At 50.3% G+C, this 24656-nt stretch carries 19 protein-coding genes; 9 read left to right on the forward strand and 10 right to left on the reverse strand.

Annotated elements, in window-relative coordinates:
- Window positions 1-8: 8 nt before the first annotated feature.
- Genes FH968_RS09610 through FH968_RS09620 form a run of 3 tightly spaced genes read left to right on the forward strand, consistent with a single transcriptional unit; the run spans window position 9 to window position 2990 of the window.
- On the forward strand, window positions 9-1268 hold the full coding sequence (locus tag FH968_RS09610; protein ID WP_139878931.1) for a DUF1116 domain-containing protein: 1260 nt from the start codon (window positions 9-11) through the stop codon (window positions 1266-1268).
- 8 nt (window positions 1269-1276) lie between these two features.
- Window positions 1277-2077 (forward strand): DUF2877 domain-containing protein, encoded by an 801-nt coding sequence (locus FH968_RS09615; RefSeq protein ID WP_139878932.1) that lies wholly within the window; start codon window positions 1277-1279, stop codon window positions 2075-2077.
- Between the two features lie 10 nt (window positions 2078-2087).
- Window positions 2088-2990, forward strand: a complete 903-nt coding sequence (locus FH968_RS09620; RefSeq protein WP_139878933.1) for a carbamate kinase — start codon at window positions 2088-2090, stop codon at window positions 2988-2990.
- A 3-nt stretch (window positions 2991-2993) separates the two neighbouring features.
- Here FH968_RS09620 and mnmH read toward each other — a convergent pair whose 3' ends face one another.
- The 5 genes from mnmH to ppiB form a co-directional block, all read right to left on the reverse strand.
- Window positions 2994-4109, reverse strand: coding sequence for a tRNA 2-selenouridine(34) synthase MnmH (gene mnmH / locus FH968_RS09625; protein ID WP_139878934.1), 1116 nt, complete (start codon window positions 4107-4109; stop codon window positions 2994-2996).
- Window positions 4110-4233: 124 nt separating this feature from the next.
- A complete protein-coding gene (purK, locus tag FH968_RS09630) occupies window positions 4234-5304 on the reverse strand; it encodes a 5-(carboxyamino)imidazole ribonucleotide synthase (protein WP_139878935.1) in 1071 nt (356 codons plus the stop codon).
- On the reverse strand, window positions 5301-5810 hold the full coding sequence (gene purE, locus FH968_RS09635; protein WP_139878936.1) for a 5-(carboxyamino)imidazole ribonucleotide mutase: 510 nt from the start codon (window positions 5808-5810) through the stop codon (window positions 5301-5303). Before purE ends, purK begins: the two co-directional genes overlap by 4 nt.
- Window positions 5811-5948: 138 nt before the next feature.
- The gene (gene lpxH, locus FH968_RS09640; protein WP_139878937.1) at window positions 5949-6671 is read right to left on the reverse strand and encodes a UDP-2,3-diacylglucosamine diphosphatase; all 723 of its coding nucleotides are present in this window, start codon (window positions 6669-6671) and stop codon (window positions 5949-5951) included.
- 8 nt (window positions 6672-6679) lie between these two features.
- Window positions 6680-7174, reverse strand: a complete 495-nt coding sequence (gene ppiB / locus FH968_RS09645; RefSeq protein WP_139878938.1) for a peptidylprolyl isomerase B — start codon at window positions 7172-7174, stop codon at window positions 6680-6682.
- Between the two features lie 176 nt (window positions 7175-7350).
- Here ppiB and cysS point away from each other — a divergent pair, with 176 nt between their 5' ends.
- Together cysS and FH968_RS09655 are read left to right on the forward strand one after the other, a co-directional pair.
- The gene (cysS, locus tag FH968_RS09650; protein ID WP_139878939.1) at window positions 7351-8739 is read left to right on the forward strand and encodes a cysteine--tRNA ligase; all 1389 of its coding nucleotides are present in this window, start codon (window positions 7351-7353) and stop codon (window positions 8737-8739) included.
- Between the two features lie 91 nt (window positions 8740-8830).
- Window positions 8831-9493 (forward strand): helix-turn-helix domain-containing protein, encoded by a 663-nt coding sequence (locus tag FH968_RS09655; protein ID WP_139878940.1) that lies wholly within the window; start codon window positions 8831-8833, stop codon window positions 9491-9493.
- 44 nt (window positions 9494-9537) lie between these two features.
- Here FH968_RS09655 and ahpF read toward each other — a convergent pair whose 3' ends face one another.
- The gene (gene ahpF, locus FH968_RS09660; RefSeq protein ID WP_139878941.1) at window positions 9538-11097 is read right to left on the reverse strand and encodes an alkyl hydroperoxide reductase subunit F; all 1560 of its coding nucleotides are present in this window, start codon (window positions 11095-11097) and stop codon (window positions 9538-9540) included.
- Window positions 11098-11170: 73 nt separating this feature from the next.
- Window positions 11171-11734 (reverse strand): alkyl hydroperoxide reductase subunit C, encoded by a 564-nt coding sequence (gene ahpC, locus FH968_RS09665; protein WP_139878942.1) that lies wholly within the window; start codon window positions 11732-11734, stop codon window positions 11171-11173.
- 427 nt (window positions 11735-12161) lie between these two features.
- Between ahpC and opgB the strand changes: the two genes are divergently transcribed.
- Window positions 12162-14450, forward strand: coding sequence for a phosphatidylglycerol--membrane-oligosaccharide glycerophosphotransferase (gene opgB, locus FH968_RS09670; protein ID WP_189389053.1), 2289 nt, complete (start codon window positions 12162-12164; stop codon window positions 14448-14450).
- 39 nt (window positions 14451-14489) lie between these two features.
- Here opgB and gdhA read toward each other — a convergent pair whose 3' ends face one another.
- The 3 genes from gdhA to FH968_RS09685 all read right to left on the reverse strand — a co-directional run bounded on the left by gdhA (window position 14490) and on the right by FH968_RS09685 (window position 18929).
- Entirely contained in the window at window positions 14490-15833 is a 1344-nt protein-coding gene (gdhA, locus tag FH968_RS09675) for an NADP-specific glutamate dehydrogenase (RefSeq protein WP_139878943.1), read from the reverse strand.
- A gap of 100 nt (window positions 15834-15933) precedes the next feature.
- Window positions 15934-16554 carry an enterobactin synthase subunit EntD gene (entD, locus tag FH968_RS09680; RefSeq protein ID WP_255431494.1) on the reverse strand — a complete coding sequence of 207 codons (621 nt, stop codon included), beginning with the start codon at window positions 16552-16554 and terminating at the stop codon, window positions 15934-15936.
- A 92-nt stretch (window positions 16555-16646) separates the two neighbouring features.
- Complete coding sequence (locus tag FH968_RS09685) at window positions 16647-18929, reverse strand: TonB-dependent siderophore receptor (protein WP_139878945.1); 2283 nt, start codon at window positions 18927-18929, stop codon at window positions 16647-16649.
- 281 nt (window positions 18930-19210) lie between these two features.
- Here FH968_RS09685 and fes point away from each other — a divergent pair, with 281 nt between their 5' ends.
- The 3 genes from fes to FH968_RS09700 are packed head-to-tail and all read left to right on the forward strand — an operon-like array spanning window position 19211 to window position 24638.
- The gene (fes, locus tag FH968_RS09690; protein WP_139878946.1) at window positions 19211-20428 is read left to right on the forward strand and encodes an enterochelin esterase; all 1218 of its coding nucleotides are present in this window, start codon (window positions 19211-19213) and stop codon (window positions 20426-20428) included.
- A gap of 12 nt (window positions 20429-20440) precedes the next feature.
- Window positions 20441-20662, forward strand: a complete 222-nt coding sequence (locus tag FH968_RS09695; RefSeq protein ID WP_139878947.1) for an MbtH family NRPS accessory protein — start codon at window positions 20441-20443, stop codon at window positions 20660-20662.
- Between the two features lie 40 nt (window positions 20663-20702).
- A complete protein-coding gene (locus tag FH968_RS09700; RefSeq protein WP_139879009.1) occupies window positions 20703-24638 on the forward strand; it encodes an enterobactin synthase subunit F in 3936 nt (1311 codons plus the stop codon).
- Window positions 24639-24656 lie beyond the last annotated feature (18 nt).

Raw genomic sequence — 24656 nt, forward strand, 5'->3', positions numbered from 1 at the left:
AGGTTGTTATGACTACATCTCTGGCTCAAGCCAATACTGATGTGATTGAACGTATCCGCAAAGCTCGCCCACATTGGCTGGATGTTAAGCCCGCAGGCTTGTTAATCAGCGTGTTAAATCAAGGCATGACCTTACTGCATTCCGGCCCACCAATACGTTGGGAGCAAATGACCGGCCCGATGAAAGGGGCGTGTATTGGCGCTTGCCTGTTTGAAGGCTGGGCGAAAGATGAGACACAAGCCGTACAGTTGCTGGACGGTGGTGACGTGACGTTTGTGCCATGTCACCACGTTAGTGCAGTCGGACCGATGGGCGGGATCACCTCGCCGCACATGCCGATGTTAGTCGTAGAAAATATCACTGACGGCAATCGTGCTTACTGCAACCTGAACGAAGGTATTGGGAAAGTGATGCGTTTTGGCGCATACGGTGAAGATGTTCAAGTGCGCCACCGCTGGATGCGCGATGTGTTGGGGCCGGTACTCAGCGGGGCACTTTCAAGTATGGAACGTGGTATCGATTTAACCGCGATGATGGCGCAGGGCATCACCATGGGCGATGAATTCCACCAGCGTAATATCGCCACGTCTGCACTGCTGATGCGCACACTGGCCCCTTACATCATCCGCCTGAACCATGATAAAGAGCAGCTCGCCGAAGTGATGGATTTCCTAAGCATCACCGATCAGTTCTTCCTGAACCTGGCAATGTCTTACTGCAAAGCCGCTATGGATGCTGGGGCAGAAATTAAAGCTGGGAGCATTGTCACCGCCATGACACGTAACGGCCATGAATTTGGTATCCGCGTCAGTGGATTGGGCGATCGATGGTTTACCGCACCGGTAAATATGCCGCAAGGGCTGTTCTTTACTGGCTATTCGCAAGAACAAGCCAACCCAGATATGGGCGATAGTGCGATCACCGAAACCTTTGGTATTGGTGGAGCGGCGATGATTGCAGCCCCTGGTGTAACCCGTTTTGTGGGGGCTGGCGGTATGGATGCGGCGCAGAGCGTATCCGAAGAGATGGCGGAGATTTTCCTCGAGCGCAATATGCAACTCACCATTCCTGGCTGGGATTTTCAGGGGGCCTGTTTAGGGCTGGATATTCGCCGCGTGGTGGAAACGGGGATTACGCCGCTAATCAATACTGGAATTGCACATAAAGATGCAGGTGTCGGGCAAATCGGTGCGGGAACAGTGCGTGCGCCGCTGGCCTGTTTTGAGCAGGCGCTGGAAGCGCTAGCTGAAGCCATGAATCTTTCTTGAGGTAGCCGGTGATTTACGCACAGGCAAGCAGTCTGCACGCACCATATCATCTTGATAACTGGCGAGTGGCAGGGGTGTATACCCGCGCCATTAATCTGGTTGGGAAATCGGGGAATTTATTAACGTTGCAGCGAGCTGGAAACGGCATCAGTCCGATGAGCTGGGTGTTACGCAGCCACGATTTCGACTCACTGCGTGAAACGTTAACCTCAGGCTGCAAAGTGAATGTGACTCCACATTACCTTGAGTTGGGTAAACGTAAGGTTTATGCACCGCAAAGGCGCTATTCATTGCGTTTGGTCTCGACAGCCAGTGGCGGCAATACAATACCGGAGAGTTACGTGAAGCGCGGGGATGAAACGGGCCTGTATGGCCCGCTTTCTTCGGCACTGTCTCATCCGTTGCATAGTGAGTTGCTCAAGCTAATGAGTCTGTTTCGTCAGACACTACGTGGGCGAAATGTTGACTGGTGCAGCCATCTGGGCAAAGGGCCGGGTTTAACGCCGACACATGATGATTTGCTGGTAGGCATGTTACTGGCAGCAAGGCTTAACGGAGTGCTAAAGGATGACCGTTTTTTTGCTGCATCCGGCAGTTTGCGCGCCGCGACCACGATGGTAAGCGTGGCTTATTTAGAGTACGCCGCGCGGGGGATTTTCGCCTCGCCGCTGCTTCATTTTGCTTACGCGCTTTCAAAGACGGAGCGCTTGCCCATGGCTGTGGAACAACTGTTGTCGTTAGGGCATACCTCTGGCGCGGATACATTACTGGGATTCTGGCTAGGGCTGCAGGCCATCCGATTATTATAAAGGAATCGTTATGAAGACTTTGGTCGTCGCCCTTGGCGGCAATGCTTTGCTTGAGCGTGGAGAAGCGCTGACAGCAGAAAATCAGTATCGCAATATTGATAAAGTCGCCGCAGCACTTGGGCAGTTGGCAAGCAAATATCGTCTGGCGCTGATTCACGGCAACGGGCCACAGGTTGGGCTACTTGCCTTACAAAATCTGGCCTATCGTGACGTGACACCTTATCCGCTGGATATCCTGGTGGCGGAAAGTCAGGGCATGATTGGCTACATGTTGGCTCAACGTCTGGCGCAACAGCCAGGCGTTCCTCCAGTGACCACCGTTTTGACGCGTATGCTGGTCAACGCGGGCGATCCCGCATTTTCAAGCCCGGAAAAGTTTATTGGCCCAATTTACGACCCAACGCAACAGGCGGAGCTTGAAGACCGCTACGGCTGGACGATGAAAGCCGATGGGCGTTATTTACGCCGCGTAGTGCCTTCGCCAGCACCGTTGAAAATCGTCGACAGCGAGGCTATTAATCTGCTGCTACAACACAATCATATCGTTATCTGTAGCGGTGGAGGTGGTGTGGCAATGGTCGAAGGTGAAGAGGGTGCACAGGGCGTTGAAGCGGTGATTGATAAAGACTTGGCCGCTGCACTGCTAGCTCAACAAATTGGCGCGGATGGCCTGATTATTCTGACGGATGCTGATGCGGTTTATCAGAACTGGGGCACGCCAAAGCAGCGTGCTATTCGTCATGCCACGCCGGATGAACTGGCACCGTTTGCTAAATCCGACGGTTCAATGGGGCCGAAAGTGGCGGCGGTAAGCGACTTTGTCCGCACATCAGGCAAGCCAGCTTACATTGGTGCGATTCATCAGATTGACAAAATTCTCGCGGGTGAAGCGGGGACTTGTATCTCGCTTTAAATCTTATCCCTGCCGGCTGCTGCTGATATTCTCACGCAGCCAGGCTTCCACTTGCTGGTAATCCCCACGAAAGACAATGTTGGCTGCTTTTTTGCTCAATTGATAGCGATACATTGGGTCGTAATATTCTTCGAGCAGCGGGGCAAGCCAGGCGAGATGTCCATCAACGGAACCGGTTTTACGTTGCAATTCCAGTGCTTCATCCAGACGTGCTGTGAATTGTGCAAAGCGCTCCATTCCTAAACGGCGACGAATGGCAAACAGGCCGTGATGCAAATACTCACCGTAATTCTGCCAAGCCGTTTCTTCATCGTTAACCGACAAAAATGCCGCGCTCATTTGCTGGAAATATTCTATTTTTAGTCGCTCTAAGCGTTTTTCAAACGGATCGTCAATCACCACAATCGGTGAGCGCAACATTTGCTCTCTGAAGCATTCCGGGATATGGCGTGAGCCAATCATGCGGCCTTCATCTTCGACAACCCAGGTAACTTCTGCGCCGTCACTTTTCTTGAGTAATGACACCGCCAGGTTGTTTTCAAAGTTTGTCTGTGAAGGTTGTTCGACAATCGTGCGGCCAAATGACGAGCCGCGATGATGCGCCAGCCCTTCCAGGTCGACACCGGTTGGCAGCGAGCGAATCAGGATGGTTTTACCACCGCCGGTGTTGCCACTGACGAGGATCATCGGCCAGCGCGAGCGGGTTTCAATCACGTCCATCGCATAATGGCGCAGCGCTTTATAACCGCCTTCAACCAGCGGGTAGTCAACGCCTGCGTCGCGTAACCATTCCTGAGCAAGGTGAGAGCGCATACCGCCTCTGGCGCAGCACAGATACCCTTGCGGATTCTTGCGGCAATGTTCAAGCCACTTCTGCAAACGAGCTTCACGGATTTCGCCATTGACGAGGCTATGGCCCAATTCCACCGCAGCTTCCTGCCCACGCTGTTTGTAGCAGGTGCCCACTTGCGCACGCTCATCATCAGACATCAGCGGTAAATTTAGTGCAGCAGGCATTGCCCCCTGGTTAAATTCAACCGGAGCACGCACGTCGATAAGTGGGATATCAGCGCGCAGCAGATGTTCATAATTTTGGGTATTGGGACGAGCGTTTTGCATACATAAACCTTAAAGCGAGTGAGGCCGAAACGCCGTGGATTGTGCGCCTTGCAACGAAGAAAAGAAAGTTATGCGGGGATTGAGTTGTAGGGCAGGCCAGCGCAAGCGCCAGCTGCCGCTATGATTACTTGGTGAGTTTACTCTGCGCCCAGGCAATGCCGCTGGCATAATCCGCAGTTAACAACGGCACTATCGCTTCAAGCGTTGCACTCAGTCTGTCGGTGTCGTTGTCGTTCAGGTTGAGATGGCCCACTTTGCGCCCATCACGGACGTCTTTATCGTACCAATGCAAATGCACTAACGGCAGTTTTAGCCAGTCGTAATTCAGATCGGTGCCGATAAGGTTGATCATGACTGAAGATGAGTTAACAACCGGTTGTGGCAATGGCAGGTCAACAATCGCACGCAGGTGCAATTCGAACTGGCTGATTGATGCACCGTTTTGCGTCCAGTGCCCGCTGTTGTGCACGCGTGGCGCCAGTTCATTAATCAGTAATCCGGCTGGCGTGATGAAGCACTCCATCGCCATCACGCCGACATAGTTCAACTCATGCATGATAGCTGAAAGCATGGCTTCAGCCTGCAACTGTTGTTCCACGTTGGCGTGTGGAAAAACCACGCTGGTGCGAAGAATGCCGTCCTGATGCAAATTATGCGTCAACGGGTAAAACACTGTTGTACCGTCATACCCACGCGCACCGACAAGAGAAACTTCTCCAGAGAAGTTAATGCCTCGCTCAACGATACACTCGCCATAACACTCATCAGGTAATTGATCTGTTTCGTTGCTGCGTAAACGCCATTGTCCGCGCCCGTCATATCCACCGACGCGGCGTTTCACAATCGCCAGTTCGCCCAGGTTTTGGAACACGTCAGTCCATTCGTCGCGGCTGGAAAGTAATTGCCACGGGGATGTCGCCAGTTCGAGCTTATCGAATAGCTGTTTTTGCGTCAGACGGTCGGCAATTATCGGGAAAACATCACGGTTCACAAACGCATTATGACGAGCCAGTTCGCGTGTGAGGGCAGTTTCAGGCCAGCGCTCAATTTCAGCGGTGATAACACTTTGTGCAAAAGGGACGGCCTCGGGTTCAGCGTCTAACCCAACGGGATAAACTGCGATACCCAATGGTTCGCCCGCCTGGCGTAACATTCTGCCTAATTGGCCGTTGCCCAGTACGCAGACGCGTTTCATGCCTCACCCCGAGGATCTGGGTTTTCCAGCACTTCATCGGTTTGCGCCTGGCGCCAGGTTTCCAGGCGTTGAGTGAGAGCCTGGTCATGCAGAGCGAGGATTTGTGCGGCCAGCAGGGCTGCATTGGCTGCACCCGCTTTGCCAATTGCCAGAGTACCGACCGGAATACCACGCGGCATTTGTACAATGGAATAGAGACTGTCCACGCCGCTTAATGCAGCACTCTGAACTGGCACACCCAGAACGGGAACCAATGTTTTCGCTGCTATCATGCCCGGCAAATGCGCAGCACCGCCCGCACCCGCAATAATGACCTGATAACCGTTGCTGCTTGCTTGTTCGGCAAAACTGAAAAGTTTATCGGGAGTGCGGTGTGCGGAAACCACTTCTACGTGGTGTGGGACATCAAGTGCGGTGAGGATTTCTGCGGCAAACTGCATGGTAGCCCAGTCACTTTTGGAACCCATGACAATGGCGATACGCGCCGGGGTCTGGTTGGAGGACATGCGTCTCAAAACTCCTGTGGGTATGCAAACATCACCGAACGTGGCTCGAACGGTCAGAAGGGCTCAGAGAATAGCATGAACATAGAGCAAGGAAAACGGTTGCGTGGCTAACAAGGCAGCAAAAAGAGGTGATTTTGTTTAAAAGGGGAAAGGAATTAATTCGACGTCTTCGGCGGTAACTTTAATCATCGAACCTTCGCTATGCCATGCGCCAAGTACGCAGCGAAACGCGGGTTTGCCATTTGCACTGATAGAGTGAATTTCTGGGCGGTGAGTATGTCCGTGGATGGCCCACTGCACCTGGTGGCGTGTGAGGGCATCGATAACGGCTTGCGGATTCACATCCATAATCGCCATCGATTTAGAGCTGTTAGACGCTTTACTGTTGGCGCGCATTTTGGCGGCCACACGTTTACGAATAAACAGCGGCAGGGCGAGGAACAAACATTGCAACCATGGTTGATGGACTTTCTTGCGGAAGGCTTGATAACCGTGGTCGTCGGTACAAAGTGTATCGCCATGCAGCAGCAACATTTTGCGCCCATACAGGTTTAGCACTTGTTCTTCCGGCAGCAACGTCATTCCACTTAAACGTGCAAAACGTTTGCCGAGCAGAAAATCACGGTTGCCATGAATAAAGAAGCAGGGCACACCTGAATCAACCAAATCTTTAATGGCTAAGGCAATTTGGCGGTGCAACGGCTCGGGGTCGTCGTCACCAATCCAGGCTTCAAACAGATCGCCAAGAATATAGAGTGCATCGGCCTCGCGCGCAGTGCCCGCCAGAAAACGCAGAAAACCGGCGGTAATCGCCGGTTCTTCTGAACACAGATGTAAATCTGCGATAAAAAGCGTCGCCATGGGGCGAATTATTCGCTTACGGTTACGCTTGTGATAACCACGTCTTCTTTAGGAACGTCCTGGTGCATACCGCTGCGGCCAGTGGACACGCCTTTGATTTTCTCAACAACGTCCATGCCTTCTACTACTTCAGCAAACACGCAGTAACCCCAACCTTGCATGCTTTCGCTGCTGAAGTTCAGGAAATCGTTGTCAGCTACGTTAATGAAGAACTGAGACGATGCAGAGTGTGGAGCCTGAGTACGCGCCATTGCCAGCGTACCACGGGTGTTTTTCAGGCCGTTGTTCGCTTCGTTTTGAATGGTGTCTTTGGTCTCTTTCTGCTTCATACCCGGTTCAAAACCGCCGCCCTGGATCATAAAGCCGTTGATCACACGGTGGAAAATGGTGTTGTCGTAGAAACCTTCGCGGCAGTAGTCGAGGAAGTTTTTAACAGTAATCGGCGCTTTATCATCAAAAGTTTTGATTACGATATCGCCGTGATTAGTATGAAAAGTAACCATGCTGTGTATCCTATATTAGTCAGACAGTGTTCAGGCAGACGGTGCCATGACACAAGGTGGTTGTTATAGCATAACTGCACCTGTTCATCACCTTGCAAAGCGTGCTGCTTCCAGGCGGAATTTTGAGGTAACATATAGTCCAATATCGTCTACACACGCTTATATGGAATCCCCTGATGCTAAAAATCTTTAATACAATGAGCCGCCAAAAAGAGGAATTCAAACCTATTCATGCCCCAGATGTTGGCATGTACGTGTGTGGTATCACCGTTTACGATTTGTGTCATATTGGACATGGACGTACTTTTGTTGCCTTCGACGTGGTGGCACGTTACCTACGTTATCTCGGTTATAACCTGAAGTACGTGCGCAATATTACCGATATCGACGATAAAATCATCAAGCGTGCCAACGAAAATGGTGAGGATTTTGTCGCTCTTGTTGACCGTATGGTAGCTGAAATGCATACCGATTTTGACGCATTGAATATTTTGCGTCCGGATAGCGAGCCACGCGCAACCAAACATATCCCAGACATCATCGAAATTGTTGAACAGCTTATCGAGCGCAATCACGCTTATGTTGCCAGCAACGGTGACGTCATGTTCTCCGTCGAATCAGATACTGATTACGGGAAACTTTCCCGCCAGGACCTGGAGCAATTGCAGGCCGGTGCACGCGTAGAAGTGACGGCAGACGTTAAGCGTAATCCAATGGATTTCGTATTGTGGAAAATGTCTAAACCTGGCGAACCGAGCTGGTCATCCCCATGGGGTGAAGGCCGTCCAGGCTGGCACATTGAATGTTCAGCGATGAACTGCAAACAGCTTGGCAATCATTTTGATATTCATGGTGGCGGTTCAGATCTCATGTTCCCGCACCACGAAAACGAAATTGCTCAGTCAACCTGTGCGCACGGCGGCGAATACGTCAACACCTGGATGCACTCCGGGATGGTGATGGTCGATCGTGAGAAAATGTCTAAATCTTTGGGCAATTTCTTCACTGTGCGTGATGTTCTGAAGTATTACGATGCGGAAACTATTCGCTACTTCCTGATGTCCGGCCACTATCGTAGCCAGCTGAACTACAGCGAAGAAAACCTGAAACAAGCGCGTACTTCGCTGGAGCGTTTGTATACCGCACTGCGTGGTACAGATGCCAATGCACAGCCTACGGGTGGCGAAGTGTTTGAAGCCCGTTTCCGCGAAGCGATGGACGATGACTTCAACACTCCAGAAGCTTACTCCGTGCTGTTTGATATGGCGCGTGAAGTTAACCGCCTGAAAACAGAAGATTTGGCAGCGGCAAATGGCCTGGCAGCTTCGTTACGTCAGCTTTCAGCAGTGCTTGGCTTACTTGAGCAAGAACCAGAAGCCTTCCTGCAAAGCAGCGTACAAGCTGATGATGGTGAAGTGACTGAAATCGAAGCGCTTATCAAACAGCGTAACGATGCCCGCAAATCAAAAGACTGGGCGCTAGCAGACCAGGCCCGTGACCGTCTTAATGAGATGGGTATCGTGTTGGAAGATGGCCCACAGGGTACAACCTGGCGTAGAAAATAGGTCCTGATCTTGTTAGAGATAAAAAAAGCGGCGTAAGCCGCTTTTTTTATCAGCTATTATACTGGATATAAGCATACAAAAAGGTTGATTCATGGGTAACGTAAATGACCAGAATAGTGATGCTGCCACTCATTCTATTTACCCGCCACGACCCATTGCTGAGATAGCAATTTTGCAGCAGGCACTTTCTACGTTAGGAACGGAACATATTTTTCATCCACGAGATGAAATTTATGCCGTCCAGGAAAATGAAAAATCCCTCTACTTGTTCAATGATGGGCACTTTACGTTTCTTCGGGCAAGCGATGGCTTAGTGCTTTCTTCGGGGCAAGGTGGGATGATTTATGGCATTGCTGAGTGTTTACGACCTCGTGGAGGCTGGTATCTGAAAGTTGGAGAACCTTGCATGGCACAGGTTGTAAAGGCCGAAGAGGCATTTGAAGTTTTTACCAAACAGCAGTTATGGGAACCTGTGGCTAGTCTTCTGGCCTGGTATTTGCAGATTTATTCTTTACGTGACGAGCATCTATTCGGTGTAACGGCGTATGTGATGATCCGTAATAAATTGTTGGAATTACATTCGCAACCACCTGGAATACGCAGCGGAATTAATGTAGCGGATTATATTCAGGAACGAACTCAACTGTCGCGCAGCACAATAATGGCGATTCTTGGCGAGTTACGCCGCGGAAATTACGTTGAGATTAAACGTGGAAAGCTGGTGGACATTAAGTATTTGCCAAAAGAATATTAAAAATGGCCCACAAGTGATGGGCCATTTTTTTAGTACTGACAGTATTATGAGTTACGAATCAAATAATCAAATGCGCTCAGAGAAGCTTTAGCGCCTTCGCCAGTCGCAATAATGATTTGTTTGTACGGTACGGTGGTGCAGTCGCCAGCAGCAAACACACCTTTCACGGTTGTTTCGCATTTCGCATCAATAATTATTTCACCCATGCGGTTGCGTTCAACGCTGCCTTCCAGCCAGTTGGTATTTGGCAAGAGACCAATTTGTACAAATATCCCTGCCAGTTCAATGTCATGTACACTTTCAGTGTTGCGGTCTTTATACTGCAAACCGGTCACTTTCGTGCCGTCACCTTTCACTTCCAGCGTTTGTGCGTTCAGAATAATATCGACGTTTTTCAGGCTGCGAACTTTATTTTGCAATACCTGATCGGCTTTCATTTCTGGTGCAAACTCCAGCAAAGTAACGTGTTCTACAATACCCGCCAGATCAATTGCCGCTTCCACACCGGAATTACCGCCGCCGATGACCGCCACGCGTTTGCCTTTAAACAGTGGGCCGTCACAGTGCGGACAATAGGTCACGCCTTTAGTACGATATTGATCTTCACCCGGAACATTCATGTTGCGCCATTTCGCTCCGGTGGCAATGATAATGCTGCGTGCGCTCAGCGTGGCACCGGATGCAGTTTGAATCTGATGCAGGCCGCCTTCCGTTTTAGCCGGAATCAGCTTGCTGGCACTTTGAGTATCAATAACATCAACGTCGTAATCGTCAACGTGGGCTTTCAGTGCGCCCGCCAGTTTCTGACCTTCGGTTTTCGGTACGGAAATGTAGTTTTCGATATCAACAGTATCTAATACCTGGCCGCCAAAACGCTCACCCATCAGACCGGTACGGATGCCTTTACGTGCGGAATAAACCGCTGCTGCTGCGCCTGCTGGGCCGCTACCGACAATCAGCACATCGTAAGCTTCACGTTTGTTCAACGCTTCTGCCGAGCGTTTTTCAGCTCCGGTATCAATTTTCCCAACGATTTCGGCAAGCGTCATACGCCCCTGGCCGAACTCTTTACCGTTGAGGAACACCGCAGGCACACCCATTACGTTGCGTTCCTGAATTTCATTCTGGTAAACGCCGCCGTCAATCGCGGTATGGCTGATGCGCGGATTTAGTACCGTCATCAGGTTCAGCGCTTGCACTACATCCGGGCAGTTATGGCAGGAAAGCGAGTAATAGGTCTCAAAATGGAAATCGCCGTCGATCTCGCGGATTTGCTCAAGCAAATCTTGCGATTCTTTCGACGGATGTCCCCCGGTTTGAAGCAACGCCAGCACCAGAGAAGTAAATTCGTGGCCGAGAGGGGAACCTGCAAAACGCGGACCCTTATCGGAACCTGGATTTGTAATTAAAAACGACGGCTTGCGCACCGGCAAGTCGTTATTAATGCTGAAAGAAACTTTGTCTGATAACTCCGCGATTTCTGCCAACAGTTCCTTTATCTCGGTTGATTTTGCACTGTCATCCAGCGTGGCAATCAACTCAACAGGTTTGGTTAATCTCTCAAGGTAGGCCTTGAGTTGGGTTTTCATGTTGTTGTCGAGCATGTGTAATCTCCCTGATGGCGAGAAAAATCGGCAGCAAAATGCTGCCGATAAATTAGAAATAGTGCGTGGTAATTTAGATTTTACCGACCAGGTCCAGAGACGGAGCCAGAGTCGCTTCGCCTTCTTTCCATTTAGCCGGGCAAACTTCACCTGGGTGCGAAGCAACGTACTGAGCCGCTTTCACTTTACGCAGCAGGTCGGATGCATCACGGCCAATGCCTTCAGCGGTGACTTCGATAGCCTGGATGATGCCCTGTGGGTCAACAATAAAGGTACCGCGGTCCGCCAGGCCCTCGTCTTCACGCATATTCTCGAAGTTACGAGTCAGTGCACCAGTTGGGTCGCCGATCATCGCGTATTTGATTTTACGGATGGTGTCAGACGTTTCGTGCCATGCTTTATGGGTGAAATGGGTGTCGGTAGATACAGAGTAAATATCCACGCCCATTTTCTGGAATTCTTCGTAATGGTCAGCCACATCGCCCAGTTCAGTTGGGCAAACAAAAGTGAAGTCAGCTGGGTAGAAGAAGAAAACGCTCCAGCGACCTTCTACATCTTTCTCGGTAACTTCAATGAATTCACCGTTTTTAAAAGCGCTGTTTTTGAATGGTTTGATTTTGGTATTAATTAAAGACATTTGTACTTCCTCCGTTTTGCGATGGGAGAAAGGTACCGAATATTGTTGTAAGGCTCTAATGGGTAGAATGTATTGAATTGATAAGTAATACCTAACAACCGAAACGGCAGATATAAAAAAAGCCACCCTGTTGCCAGGGTGGCCTCTTAATGTTGCGCGTTACAATTCCACTTTAAAAAATCATAACAGCGGCGGGATTAAATCATTGATGCGCAGGACGGGTCAATCCATCCAATCGTTGTATTAACGATGACTCTGATAGTTATTAGCTATCAGACTTATGCTTTAACTACGTACATTTCTGAAATGAAGCACACTTTTGTGTCAGAGAAATTGCAGGAGTGTGACAACAACGCTAGATTTAGCGCTCAGATATTATTGAGCACAGCTTTGCGCCATTGCGCGCGTTAATTTCGAGGGTTTGGCGTTGTCGGAAATGCTTTCAATTGTGTTGTTTGTCGCAGCTGTTGCCGTGTACGCCGTTAAAGCAGGCCGTAACACCTGGTGGTTTAGCGCCATCCTTTTTATTCTAGGTCTGTATATTGTTCTGAACGTGACGTTTGTCGCCTGTAACTACTTTACCGGCGAAGGGATTAACGATGCTGTGCTTTACACCCTAACCAGCAGCCTTACCGGGGCAGGAATCGGAAAGTATGTTCTGCCCGGTATAGGGGTTTTTGTTGCTCTGGTAGCGGTGTTCGGTGGCTTAACCTGGATTTTACGGCGCCGTAAAGGATATCCCCATCATTTTGGCTACAGCCTACTGGCGTTGGTCTTGGCGATGGCATCAGTGGACGCGTCCTCCGCGTTTCGCCAGGTTGTGGAGCTGGTCAAATCCCAGACTCGAAGCGGTGATTCTGATTTCGATGTTTATTATAAAGTCCCGCAAGGTACCATTAAAAATCCGAAACTGAATCTGGTTTATATTTATGGCGAAAGCCTTGAACGCACTTATTTACAACCAGAGTTATTCCCCGATTTAGCGCCGGAATTAACCGGGCTTAAAAATGAAGGAATAGATTTCAGTCATACAGTACAATTGCCGGGTACTGATTATACTATTGCCGGGATGGTTGCCTCACAATGTGGTATTCCATTATTTGCGCCATTTGAAGGTAATTCATCGGCTTCGATGTCGAGTTTTTTCCCTAAAAACATCTGCCTGGGTGATATTCTGAAAGCCTCAGGATATGAAAACTACTTTATGCAAGGTGCAGACCTGCGCTTTGCTGGTAAAGACATCTTTTTACAGTCTCATGGCTTCGAAAATATGTACGGTGCCCAAGAGCTGAAAAGCATGGTTGCCGATCCGCTGTATCGTAATAACTGGGGCTTCTACGACGACACTGTGTTGGATGAAGTCTATGAAAAATATATTGAACTGTCGAAGACGAATAAACGCTTCTCACTCTTTACGTTGACCGTTGATACGCATCATCCTGACGGTTTTATCTCTAAAACCTGTAAACGTCGTAGCTATAAGTTTGATGGCAAAGAAAATCAATCATTTAGCGCAGTTGCCTGTAGCCAGGAACATATCGCTGCGTTGATAGAGAAAATAAAGGCGTCACCGTATTTTAAAAATACAGTCATTGTCGTGAGTTCCGATCATCTGGCAATGAATAATACTGCGTACAAATACCTCAATCAGCATGATCGTAATAATCTGTTCTTTATTATTCGTGGCGATAAACCGCAGGCGGAATTGGTATCGGTAAAACGTAGTACCCTTGATAACGGGGCGACGGTATTAGATGTGTTGGGTGGTGATAATTATCTTGGATTAGGGCGTAGTAGTTTATCCGGGCAGTCGATTGCATCGGTATTTCTTAACGTTAAAGAAAAGGTGATGGAGTGGAAACCGGACGTTATTGATCTGTGGAACTTCCCGAAAACCATTACTCAGTATGAAATTGACCAGAAGAAAAATACCTTCAGCTACTCTGGCGCACATTTCAAAATGCCGCTGCTGCTACGTATTCTGGATAAAAAAATAGAGCCATTACCTGAAAGCGAATATTCAGCCCCGCTGCGCTATCAACTGGCTGACTTTAAAGAAAATGATAAATTTGTTTGGGCTGATCGCTGTTTCAAAATGGCACGTTTGTGGGAACCTAAACTGGCATTGTCCACCGGGCTTTGTGTGGCTCAAGGACAAGTCGGCGGCCAACCGTCAGTGCGTTTAATTGAACAACAACAAGAGCAGCATACTGTGCAATTCGCGCCGCAAGACATCGACAAGGCGCGTTTTAAAAAGAATATTGCCTTGTTGAAACTGGACGAAAATGCCATTCGTTATCAGGCGGATAGCTTTATCTTCAATGTGCCGGGTGCACCGCAAAACGTGAAAGAATTTGCCGGGATTTCGCGCCCGGAAGACTGGGGCCGTTGGTCAAATGCCAATCTGGCACCAGAAGTGAAAATTGAATACGCTGAGCCGCTACCGGAGAAATTCGACCTGGTGATTACGGCCAAAGCATTTGGCCCAAATATCGGCCAACCGGTACCGGTAAAAGTGGGAAGCCAGCAGCAGACGGTAACGCTTGGTGAGGAATTGAGTACCACGACACTGCATTTTGATAACCCGGAGCGCAGCAATCTGCTGGAAATTATTCCGCCGCAGCCGCAGTTATCTAACGAAGGCAATATTCTTGGTCATGAACCGCGCAAGTTGGGGATTGGTATGGAAAATATTAAAGTGGTGCCAGCGGTATAAAGGTTAGCCCTCAGCCTAAAAAGTTGAGGGCGTATGACCTTACAAAATACCTTGCCCTAACATCGCATCGGCAACCTTAACGAAGCCTGCAATGTTCGCGCCGCGTACATAATGCGTTTGCTTATCTTCACCGCCGTAGTTCACACAGGCTTCGTGAATATCTAGCATGATGTGATGTAGACGGATATCAACCTTCTCTGCCTTCCAGCTCAGACGTGCCGCGTTCTGCGCCATTTCCAGACCAGAGGTTGCTACACCGCCAGCGTTAGCTGCTTTACCCGGTGCAAACAATACTCCCGCATCCAGGAACAGATTGGTCGCTTCGATGGTGGTTGGCATGTTTGCACCTTCAGCCACGGCTTTCACGCCGTTAGCAATCAGTGTGCGCGCAGCTTCGGTATCGAGCTCATTCTGTGTAGCACAAGGCAGCGCGATATCAACCGGCACGTTCCACGGTTGCTGGCCTTCGAGGTATTGCAAACCAAACTCTTTTGCATAATCGGCAACACGTCCGTCGCGGCTGGCTTTAATTTCGGCCAGACGAGCCAGTTTCTCTTTAGTGAAACCTTCTTCATCGACAACGGTACCGTTGGAGTCAGAGGCAGTAACCACACGCGCACCCAGAGATAACGCTTTTTCGATGGCGTATTGCGCCACGTTACCTGAGCCGGAAACCGAAACCCGCATCCCTTCAAAGCCCAGACCATGGCGCTGGAGCATTGCATCGGTAAAATAGATGAGACCATAACCCGTCGCTTCGGGGCGAATCAGGCTTCCACCAAATGACAGCCCTTTGCCCGTGAACACGCAAGCGGTGTTGTTGGAGAGTTTTTTCATCATCCCCGCCATGAAGCCCACCTCACGCCCACCAACGCCAATGTCGCCCGCAGGCACGTCAGTATCTGGCCCCAGATGGCGATACAACTCGATCATCAGTGCCTGGCAAAAACGCATGATCTCGCCTTCGCTTTTACCTTTAGGGTTAAAGTCGCTACCCCCTTTACCCCCGCCCATTGGCAGTGTGGTTAACGCGTTTTTAAAGGTTTGCTCAAAGCCTAAGAATTTCAGAATCGAGAGGTTAACAGATGGATGGAAGCGCATCCCGCCTTTGAATGGGCCAATTGCGGAGCTGAACTGTACACGCCAGGCACGGTTAACCTGCACCTGATTATTGTCATCAACCCAGGTTACGCGGAACTGAATCACTCGCTCGGGTTCGACTAAGCGCTCCAGCAAGGCTGAACGGCGGTACTGAGGATTTTGTTCCAGAAACGGCCACAAGGTGGTCATAACTTCGCGGACTGCCTGAGCAAATTCTGGCTGGTGTGGATCACGCAGTTGTACAGAGGTGAGGAAGGATTCGAGGGAAAGCGAGTTTTCCATAGATTAAGGAGTCCTTGTTATAAGTGATGTTATAGATGTGTGTGTTCTTTCGAATATAACATTCACTTATTACTGTGCCGCAAGCGATTTCTTTTTATTATCATCCAAGCCGTATTAGCGTTATTAATTGCGCTGCGTCACCTTTCCATGTGGCTATGAATGTGTCACCTTTTTGATATGGCCCAAGCGAATGATTTAATGTCAGACTCAGGTGTTGGTAATCTATTTCATTTAGCGACGCAGCTGAAAAATCAAAGTAACGCCCGACGTGGCGAAACAATGCTTTGAATAAACTTTCCTTCGCGGAAAACACTAGCGTTAATGCGTAATTAAACGAGAAGGGTGAAGCGCTGATAAGCTCTTTCTCCGCACAATCTATAATGCCACCATAGATTTCTTCGGCAACCTGTGGCGCGATAATTTCTTCATAATCAATACCAATCCCCATGCGCTGCAATGGATTGTCAGTAATCACTGTCGCAAGCGCCACATTGCCACTGTGAGTAATGCTGCCGGTAAACCCCGGCGGCCAGCAGGGCTCACGGTGTAAACCAATACCGGGAATATAATCCTTTATTCCATGAAATCTCAGGGCCTGGTTTGCAGCGATTCTTCCTGCCAAATGTTCGGCTTTACGCTTATTCACTGCATTGGATAAACGATTATGGTGAGGGATCCATAATAGGTCTTCTGGCTTAAAAGTTGCGGCATCAAAATCCACGCGATAAACGTGAATATCAGGGGAAATATCGAATTGAGATAGCTGATGTTCCATCGTAAAAAGGGAGGAGAAAACTCTCCTCCCATCCATTTTTAGAAATGGGTATTCACACTCACATAGTAAGTACGACCGGATTCGTTATAAGTTTCGGCGCCTGCGCCATACATATAACCAACATCACCGCCCGTGGTTTGGGCATTACCCGCACGCCAGTGGCGTTTGTCGAACAGGTTATCGATACCTGTAGTCAGGCTGACGTTTTTGGTCGCATCCCAGGTTCCGCTCAGACCAACAATGCTATATGGGCTAACTTCGTTGGTTTCTGGTCCTGTCGCCGGTTGACCTTTGTAGTTGTACTTCTTCGGCTGCTGTTTGCCGTACCAGGTAAAGGTCGATTGCACAGAAATATCCTGACGAACCTGCCAGCTTAGCAACGAGTTCAACGTATATTCCGGGATAACCGACAAACGTTCACCGGTTTCTTTGTTCTTACTTTGCAGCATATAAGTGACGTTGTTGGTCCAGTTTACGGTAGTCGAAACGGGTACGTTCAATGTCCCTTCAAGGCCTTCAACCACAGCCTTAGGAATGTTTTCCCACTGATAGATATCAGTTTTGGTTTTGCCTTTTGAGGTCTGGCCGATAGGAGCGTAACCCGCTTCAATTTTGTCGCGATAATCGTTACGGAACCAGGTCACACCCGCGAGCCAGCCATCGCGTTTGAACTCAAGACCGATCTCTTTGTTGATGCTGGTTTCAGCCTTCAGATCGTCATTGCCCATCATGTAACAACCCACGCCGGTGCCGCTTGCATAGCAACCCTGGCCTTTACTGTACAGAATGTAGTTCGGGTTGGTTTGATACAGGCTCGGCGCTTTATACGCCTGGGCGATACCCATTTTTAGGGTGAAGTCGTCGCCCAAACCTTGAGACAGGTTCAGGGATGGGCTCCAGTTATTGCCCACGATGCTGTGGTGGTCAAAACGCAGACCTGGCGTCAGCATGGTGCTGTCTGTCAGTTCCATGTTGTCTTCAGCAAACAGCGAGAAGATTTCTGCCTGGGAATACGGGCTACGGTTAGTCCCGCTTGAGCCCGGAATATCCCCACCCATAAAGGTTTGATTGTTCGAGGACAGATCCTTCATTTTCTGCTGGTTCCATTCAGTACCCAGCGTCAGGTTCTGGTTGAACACGAGATCAATCGGGATATTCACTTCGCTGTGTAGCAGTACGTCACTCAGATCAATATCACTGAATTTATCGCTGGAGAAAATCCCTTCAGTGCCACCGGCCAGGCCTTCTTGCATACGCGAGTTACGCGTGTGTTCGTACTGAACCCAGTTGCTGGTCGTCAGGCCGCTGTCCCAGCCACCGTTCCACGTCAAAGAGTAGCTCTGGCGATACAGACGGTTAGTCTCATTGCCATAGTTATCTTTAACAATCTGGTTGGTATTGGTGTTCTGTGTATCACCGGAATACAGGTTACCCTGGCGGCTGTAACCCGCTTCCAGTTCCAGAGATTGCATTGGCGCAAAGTCCCAACGTACCACACCGTTAATGTCTTTATTAACAACACCTTCACGGCCGGCTGGCAGTGTATCGGCATAAATACCTGTGCGTTCAGACTGATGACCCTGGTTGATATCCCACGCGTCAGCCTGGGTTTTATCGAGGTTGCCATACAGACGGAAGCTGAAATCCCCGCCCAACGGGCCATTCAAGCTAAAGTTGGTGCGTTTAGTGGAGCCCTCATCTTTATGCTCTGGCGCATTGAGATAAGTGTTCCATGAACCATGCCATTCGCCGCTGCCTTTTTTGGTGATGATATTCACCACACCACCTGCTGCGCCGTTACCGTAACGTGCGGCAGCTGGGCCACGAATGACTTCAATACGTTCAACCATTTCTGGCGGAACCCAGCTTGCGTCGCCACGTGTATCACGCTCGCCACGCCAGCCAAGACGCACTGAGTTACGGCTGGTCACGGGTTTACCGTCGATGAGAATAAGGGTGTTTTCCGGTCCCATGCCGCGAATGTCAATCTGACGGCCATTACCACGCTGACCACTGGTGGAGTTACCCGTCAGGTTTACGCCTGGCATGGTACGGACGATTTCGGAAATATCACGCGCTGGTGGGCGTTTTTTCAGTTCTTCTGCGGTGATGGTTGAAACGCCCGGAGCCTGCAAGTTTTGCTCGGCTGCGGTAACCACCATAGTGTCTTCATTTGCGAGGTTCTGTGTGTCGTCGTTGTTAGTGGCAGCGGTCTGAGCCGCTGCTGATACCGCTTGTTCTGCTGCGAAGACAGGTTGAGCGACACCGTATATTCCCAGATTAATGAGCATAGCGAGGGAATAGTTAATTTTTTTATTCATTATAGCAGCCTGCTTTTCCGCTGAGCCCGGCGTAATTCCATTCCCTTAAGGGATCGGGCACAGCATGGATTTCACGTAGTGATACCGAGATCTATCCGGCAATCGCCCTGAAATGAGGGATTCGTGCGTTCAAGTTCGGCAATTTATTGTTTTTGCACCTGGAATCGGGTAACCCAAAGCGCGGAAATACGCTATTGCAAATGAAAATAATTATCAATATTATTATCAATATATTTCAGCTTTATTGATCGTTATCATTAATTTCATAGGGTTATGTGCGAGTGACAATTTTGCTTACAGGAAGTAAGGGCTGGTGGCAGGAAAAACAGGCACAGGGAATTCCCCTGGTGACGCGCGAAAATGCTGGCCAGTGTGCAGTGGTTTTTTTGTGGCGTGACCCCCAAGGCTGTGAGCAAACCTCTCCGGTCAAACGAGTATGGGTTTATGTCACGGGCGTCACCGACCATCACCAACGTTCCCGTCCGCAAACCCTCGAGCGCGTGCCTGGAACGGATGTCTGGCAATGGCAAACCCGCTTAAGCGCGACCTGGCGTGGCAGTTATTGTTACATCCCGTCGACCAACGAAGACGATTTCCCAGCCGCAGCCTTCGAAGGAATCGTGCCAGCGCCTATGGCGCTGCGTGAAGGTTGGCAAAAACTGCTACCTCAAGCGATTGCCGATCCGCTCAACCCTGAAAGCTGGCTCGGTGGGCGAGGGCATCCGATGTCGGCGCTGCATCTTCCTGGTGCGCCAAAACAAGCGGGTTGGGATAAACCACACACACCTTTCAGCGCACCGCTTTGCATCACCTGGCAAAGCCATTGTCTGGATAATCAACGCAATGTCTGGATATTTTCGACCGGTGACGCGCAACCAGAACAGCGTCCATTAGCTATTGTGCTCGATGGCCAATTTTGGGCAGAAGGCATGCCAGTATGGCCCGCGCTACAGGCTCAAACGGATGCCGGGGAATTACCACCTGCGGTTTACGTGCTGATTGACGTCATCGACAACACGACGCGCAGCGATGAACTCCCGTGTAATGCGCAGTTCTGGCAGGCAGTGCAGGAAGAGTTATTACCGCAGATCCGCACACTTATCCGCTGGAATGAAAATCCAGAAACCACCGTGGTTGCCGGGCAAAGTTTTGGCGGGCTTTCAGCGCTTTATGCCGCACTCCACTGGCCGGAAAAATTTGGCTGCGTACTGAGCCAATCAGGTTCGTACTGGTGGCCACGTCGTGAAACATACCAACAAGGTGGGCTGCTAATACAGCAACTGGAAGAGGGTTTTCAGTGTGATAAACCGCTACGTATCTATCTTGAAGCAGGGGTCAGAGAACCTCTCATTCATCAAGTAAATCAACGCTTATATCCCTTACTACAACAAACACAGCTAGCTGTTTTCTACCGTCAGGTTGACGGTGGACACGATACGCTTTGCTGGCGTGGCGGTCTGATTGATGGGCTTGCCTGGCTTTGGAAAGCATCTCATTGACAGGAGAGACGTATGGAATTCAGCAACCCCTTTGATTCGCCACAGAGTCGTTTTTTCATCCTTGAAAATACGTTAAAGCAGTTCAGTTTGTGGCCTGAACATTGTGCAATACCTGACGGCTGGCTAGTCGTTTGCGAAGCTGCATCCAACGAAGAATGCAATCGTTGGCTACTCGACAACTGGACGCAGCTGCAACCCACAACTTTTGCAAAACCAGGGGTGAGCGGTGAGTGAGTTAATGATGGCACCAGCTCAGGAACAACAGATCGAAACCATGCCGTTAGAAACCATGCCGTTAGTCGCGGCGCAGCCCGGTATCTGGATGGCGGATCAACTTTCACCACAGGCGAATGCGTGGAGTGTGGCGCATTACGTTGAAATAAAAAGTGTTGAAATAGAAAGTGCCGAGCCAAACGGCAATATCAACGAAGCGCTATTGTGCAAGGCGATAATGGCGGGCATGAAAGAGGCCGATACTCTTTGCATGCGCTTTAGCGAAGTGGACGGTGAGGTGCGCCAATGGGTCGACGGCCGCGCATCGTTTACTTCGCCACTTTGCCGCGACTTGCGTGATGAAGCCGAACCAGAAGCCACAGCGTTAGCCATTATGCGTGACTGTCTCGAGCAGGACTTGCGCATCAACAGTGGTAAACCGCTCTACCATCATCAGTTACTGCGTTTGAGCGAAAAGCGCTGGTTCTGGTATCAGCGTTTTCATCATTTAGTGGTAGATGGCTTCAGTTTCACGGCTATTACCCGCCGAATTGCTAATATTTATAGCGCGTATTCCCAAAATAAAACGCCCGAACCTGGCCCGTTTACACCGTTTAGCGAAGTTGTCGCGGAATATGAGCAATATCGCCAAAGCGACACGTGGAAACGCGATGCTGCGTTTTGGGCAGATTATGCTAAACAATTGCCGCCGCCAGCCACGCTATCAACACAACCGTTGACCGGTCCTGGTTCCACTACGCAACTGATTCGCCAGTCGCTCAGTTTTGATAACGCTGATTTCCACTCGCTGTTAGAGGGCGCTCGCGCCCACAACCTGACTGCCGCCGATATGGCATTGGGTTTAGTGGCTCTTTGGCTCGGGCGATTAAGTGGGCGCGCTGATTATTCAGCCGGGTTTATCTTCATGCGCCGCATGGGCTCTGCTGCGTTATGCGCAACCGGGCCGGTGTTAAACGTGCTGCCGTTTGGTGTGCGTATTGAACCGAACTTTACCCTTGCGGAACTCGCGTCAAACCTGGCTAAAGAATTGAAGGGAATACGCCGTTATCAGCGCTACGACGCCGAACAAATCCAGCGTGACCTGGGGAAAGTCTCAAGTGGCGAGCCACTTTATGGCCCGGTACTGAATCTGAAAATGTTCGACTATCGCCTCGATTTCGCTGGTATCGAAGGTATCACGCACCAGTTGGCTTCAGGCCCGGTACGGGATCTGGAAATTGCGCTGTATATCAGTGAACAAGGTGACTTTTCCCTTGAAATGCTGGCAAATTCAGAACGCTATGATACGCAGACTTTGCAGCAACATATCGCACGTTTACCACTGCTTTTGCGCCAGTTTGCGGGCAATCCCGCATTACGTTGTATCGATGCACAACTGCTGCACACGCCGGAAATAGAGCTTCTGGAAAGCGTGAATACGACGCAATCTGATGTTCCCGCGACGACGTTAAGTCATTTGATAGCGGAACAAGCCTCTCGTACGCCAAATGCCCCAGCGCTTGCCGATGAAAACCATCAGTTTACCTATCGCGAAATGCGCGAACAGGTCCAGGTATTGGCGTGTGAACTTATCGCGCGTGGTGTAAAACCGGGGGATGTCGTTGCTGTGGCGCTGCCTCGCTCGGTGTTTTTATCATTGGCATTGCAGGCCATTGTTGAGGTGGGGGCGGCTTGGTTGCCGCTGGATACCGGTTATCCCGACGACCGCCTGCATATGATGCTGGAAGATGCTGCACCACGATTACTGCTGACTTCATCCGAACAATTGCCGCGTTTTAGCGCCATAAACAGTCTGCAAACCTTCTGCTATCAGAAGATGTTAGCGCCGGAAAATATGGCGGAATGCAAGAATCGCTCGGCTCCTGAGCATACTGCCTATGTGATATTCACTTCCGGTTCTACAGGCCGCCCGAAAGGTGTCATGGTCGGGCAACAGGCCATCGTTAACCGGTTGTTGTGGATGCAAAATCACTATCCGCTGAATGGCAATGATGTGGTTTTGCAAAAAACACCGTGCAGTTTTGACGTTTCAGTATGGGAGTTTTTCTGGCCGTATATCGTTGGTGCACAACTGGTGATGGCACCACCTGAAGCACATCGCTGTCCGGAATCGTTACAGCAACTTTTTGCCCAATATCGTGTGACCACCACGCATTTTGTTCCGTCGATGTTAGCGGCTTTTGTCGCGGCATTAACCGACGATGACGCGATTGCAAATTGCGCCACGTTACAGCGTGTTTTTTGTAGCGGCGAAGCGCTGCCAACCGAGCTTTGTCGCCAGTGGGAAACGCTTACCCATATACCATTGCACAACCTTTATGGGCCAACCGAAGCTGCCGTGGATGTCAGTTGGTATCCGGCATTTGGCAATGAACTGGCTCGCGTAACGGGTAGCAGTGTGCCGATTGGCTGGCCTGTCTGGAATACCGGATTACGTATTCTGGACTCAGCAATGCGCCCGGTTCCTGTGGGGATCGCAGGTGATCTTTATCTCACCGGCATTCAACTGGCGCAGGGCTATTTATCCCGCCCGGATCTGACTGCCAGCCGCTTTGTTGCCGATCCTTTTGATGCGGGCGAGCGAATGTATCGCACTGGCGATGTGGCCCGTTGGCTTGATAACGGTGCGGTGGAATATCTTGGGCGCAGTGACGATCAACTAAAAATTCGTGGTCAGCGCATTGAATTGGGTGACATTGACAGGGCATTACAAGCGTTGCCGGATGTGGCTCAAGCCGTCACGCACGCCTGCGTACTCAATCTGGGGGCGGCTGCAAGCGGTGGCGATGCTCGTCAGTTGGTGGGTTATTTGGTGTCGGCATCGGGGCAGGTGTTGCCAGTTGATGCGATGCGTGAACAGCTCAGCGCCATTTTGCCTGCGCATATGGTGCCAGTCGCACTGGTCCAACTGGATGATTTCCCGCTGAGCGCCAACGGCAAACTGGATCGCAAAGCGTTACCGTTGCCTGAACTGGCGTTGCGTGGTTCTGGTCGCGTACCTGAATCGAGTCTTGAAAAAACCATCGCTGAATCTTTTTCCCAGCTATTGGGCTGCGAAATTCAGTCTGTTGATGACGACTTCTTTGCACTCGGTGGGCATTCGTTGCTGGCGATGCGCCTGGCAGCACAGTTACGCCGTACGCTCGCAAGGCCTGTGACCGTTGGGCAAGTAATGGTTGCGTCGACAGTCGGGCAACTTGCCGAAACTCTGGCGCAAGAACAGAGTGAAGAAGAAGCCAATCTTGCTGGTTTTGATGTGGTGCTGCCGTTGCGTAAAAGTAGCGGGCCAACGCTTTATTGTTTCCATCCGGCGTCCGGTTTTGCCTGGCAATTTAGCGTGTTGCAACGCTACCTTGACCCACGCTGGTCAATTACGGGTATTCAGTCTCCACGCCCTACAGGGCCAATGCAACTGGCTGAAAATCTTGCGCAAGTTTGTGAAGCGCACCTGCAAACGCTACGTGAACTTCAACCCCATGGCCCGTATTACCTGATGGGATATTCTTTAGGCGGTACACTGGCGCAAGGTATTGCAGCACGGCTTGAAGCAGCAGGGGAGAAAGTTGCTTTCCTCGGTCTGTTGGATACCTGGCCACCAGAAACGCAAAACTGGGCTGAAAAGGGCGCGAATGAACTTGATCCGGCTGTTCTTGACGAGATCAATCGCGAACGTGAGGCCTTCGTTGCGGCACAGCTTGGGTTGGCGTCTGATACGTTATTCCAGGCAATTGAAGGGAACTACGGCGATGCGGTGCGCTTGCTAACCACAGCGCAAAGCGTGCCATTTGGCGGTAAAGCGACGTTATTTGTTGCAGAGCGAACGTTACCGCAAGGGATGGAACCGCAAAAAACCTGGGCACCGTGGGTAGCTGAACTTGATGTGTTCCGTCTGGATTGCGCCCATGTCGATATTATTTCCCCAAATGCTTTTGCGGAAATTGGGCCAGTGTTGCAGCGGGTATTAGCGCTGGATTAAATCAAAAGGGTGGATGTC

Source organism: Buttiauxella sp. B2, from assembly GCF_006376615.1.
Taxonomy (GTDB): Bacteria; Pseudomonadota; Gammaproteobacteria; order Enterobacterales; family Enterobacteriaceae; genus Buttiauxella.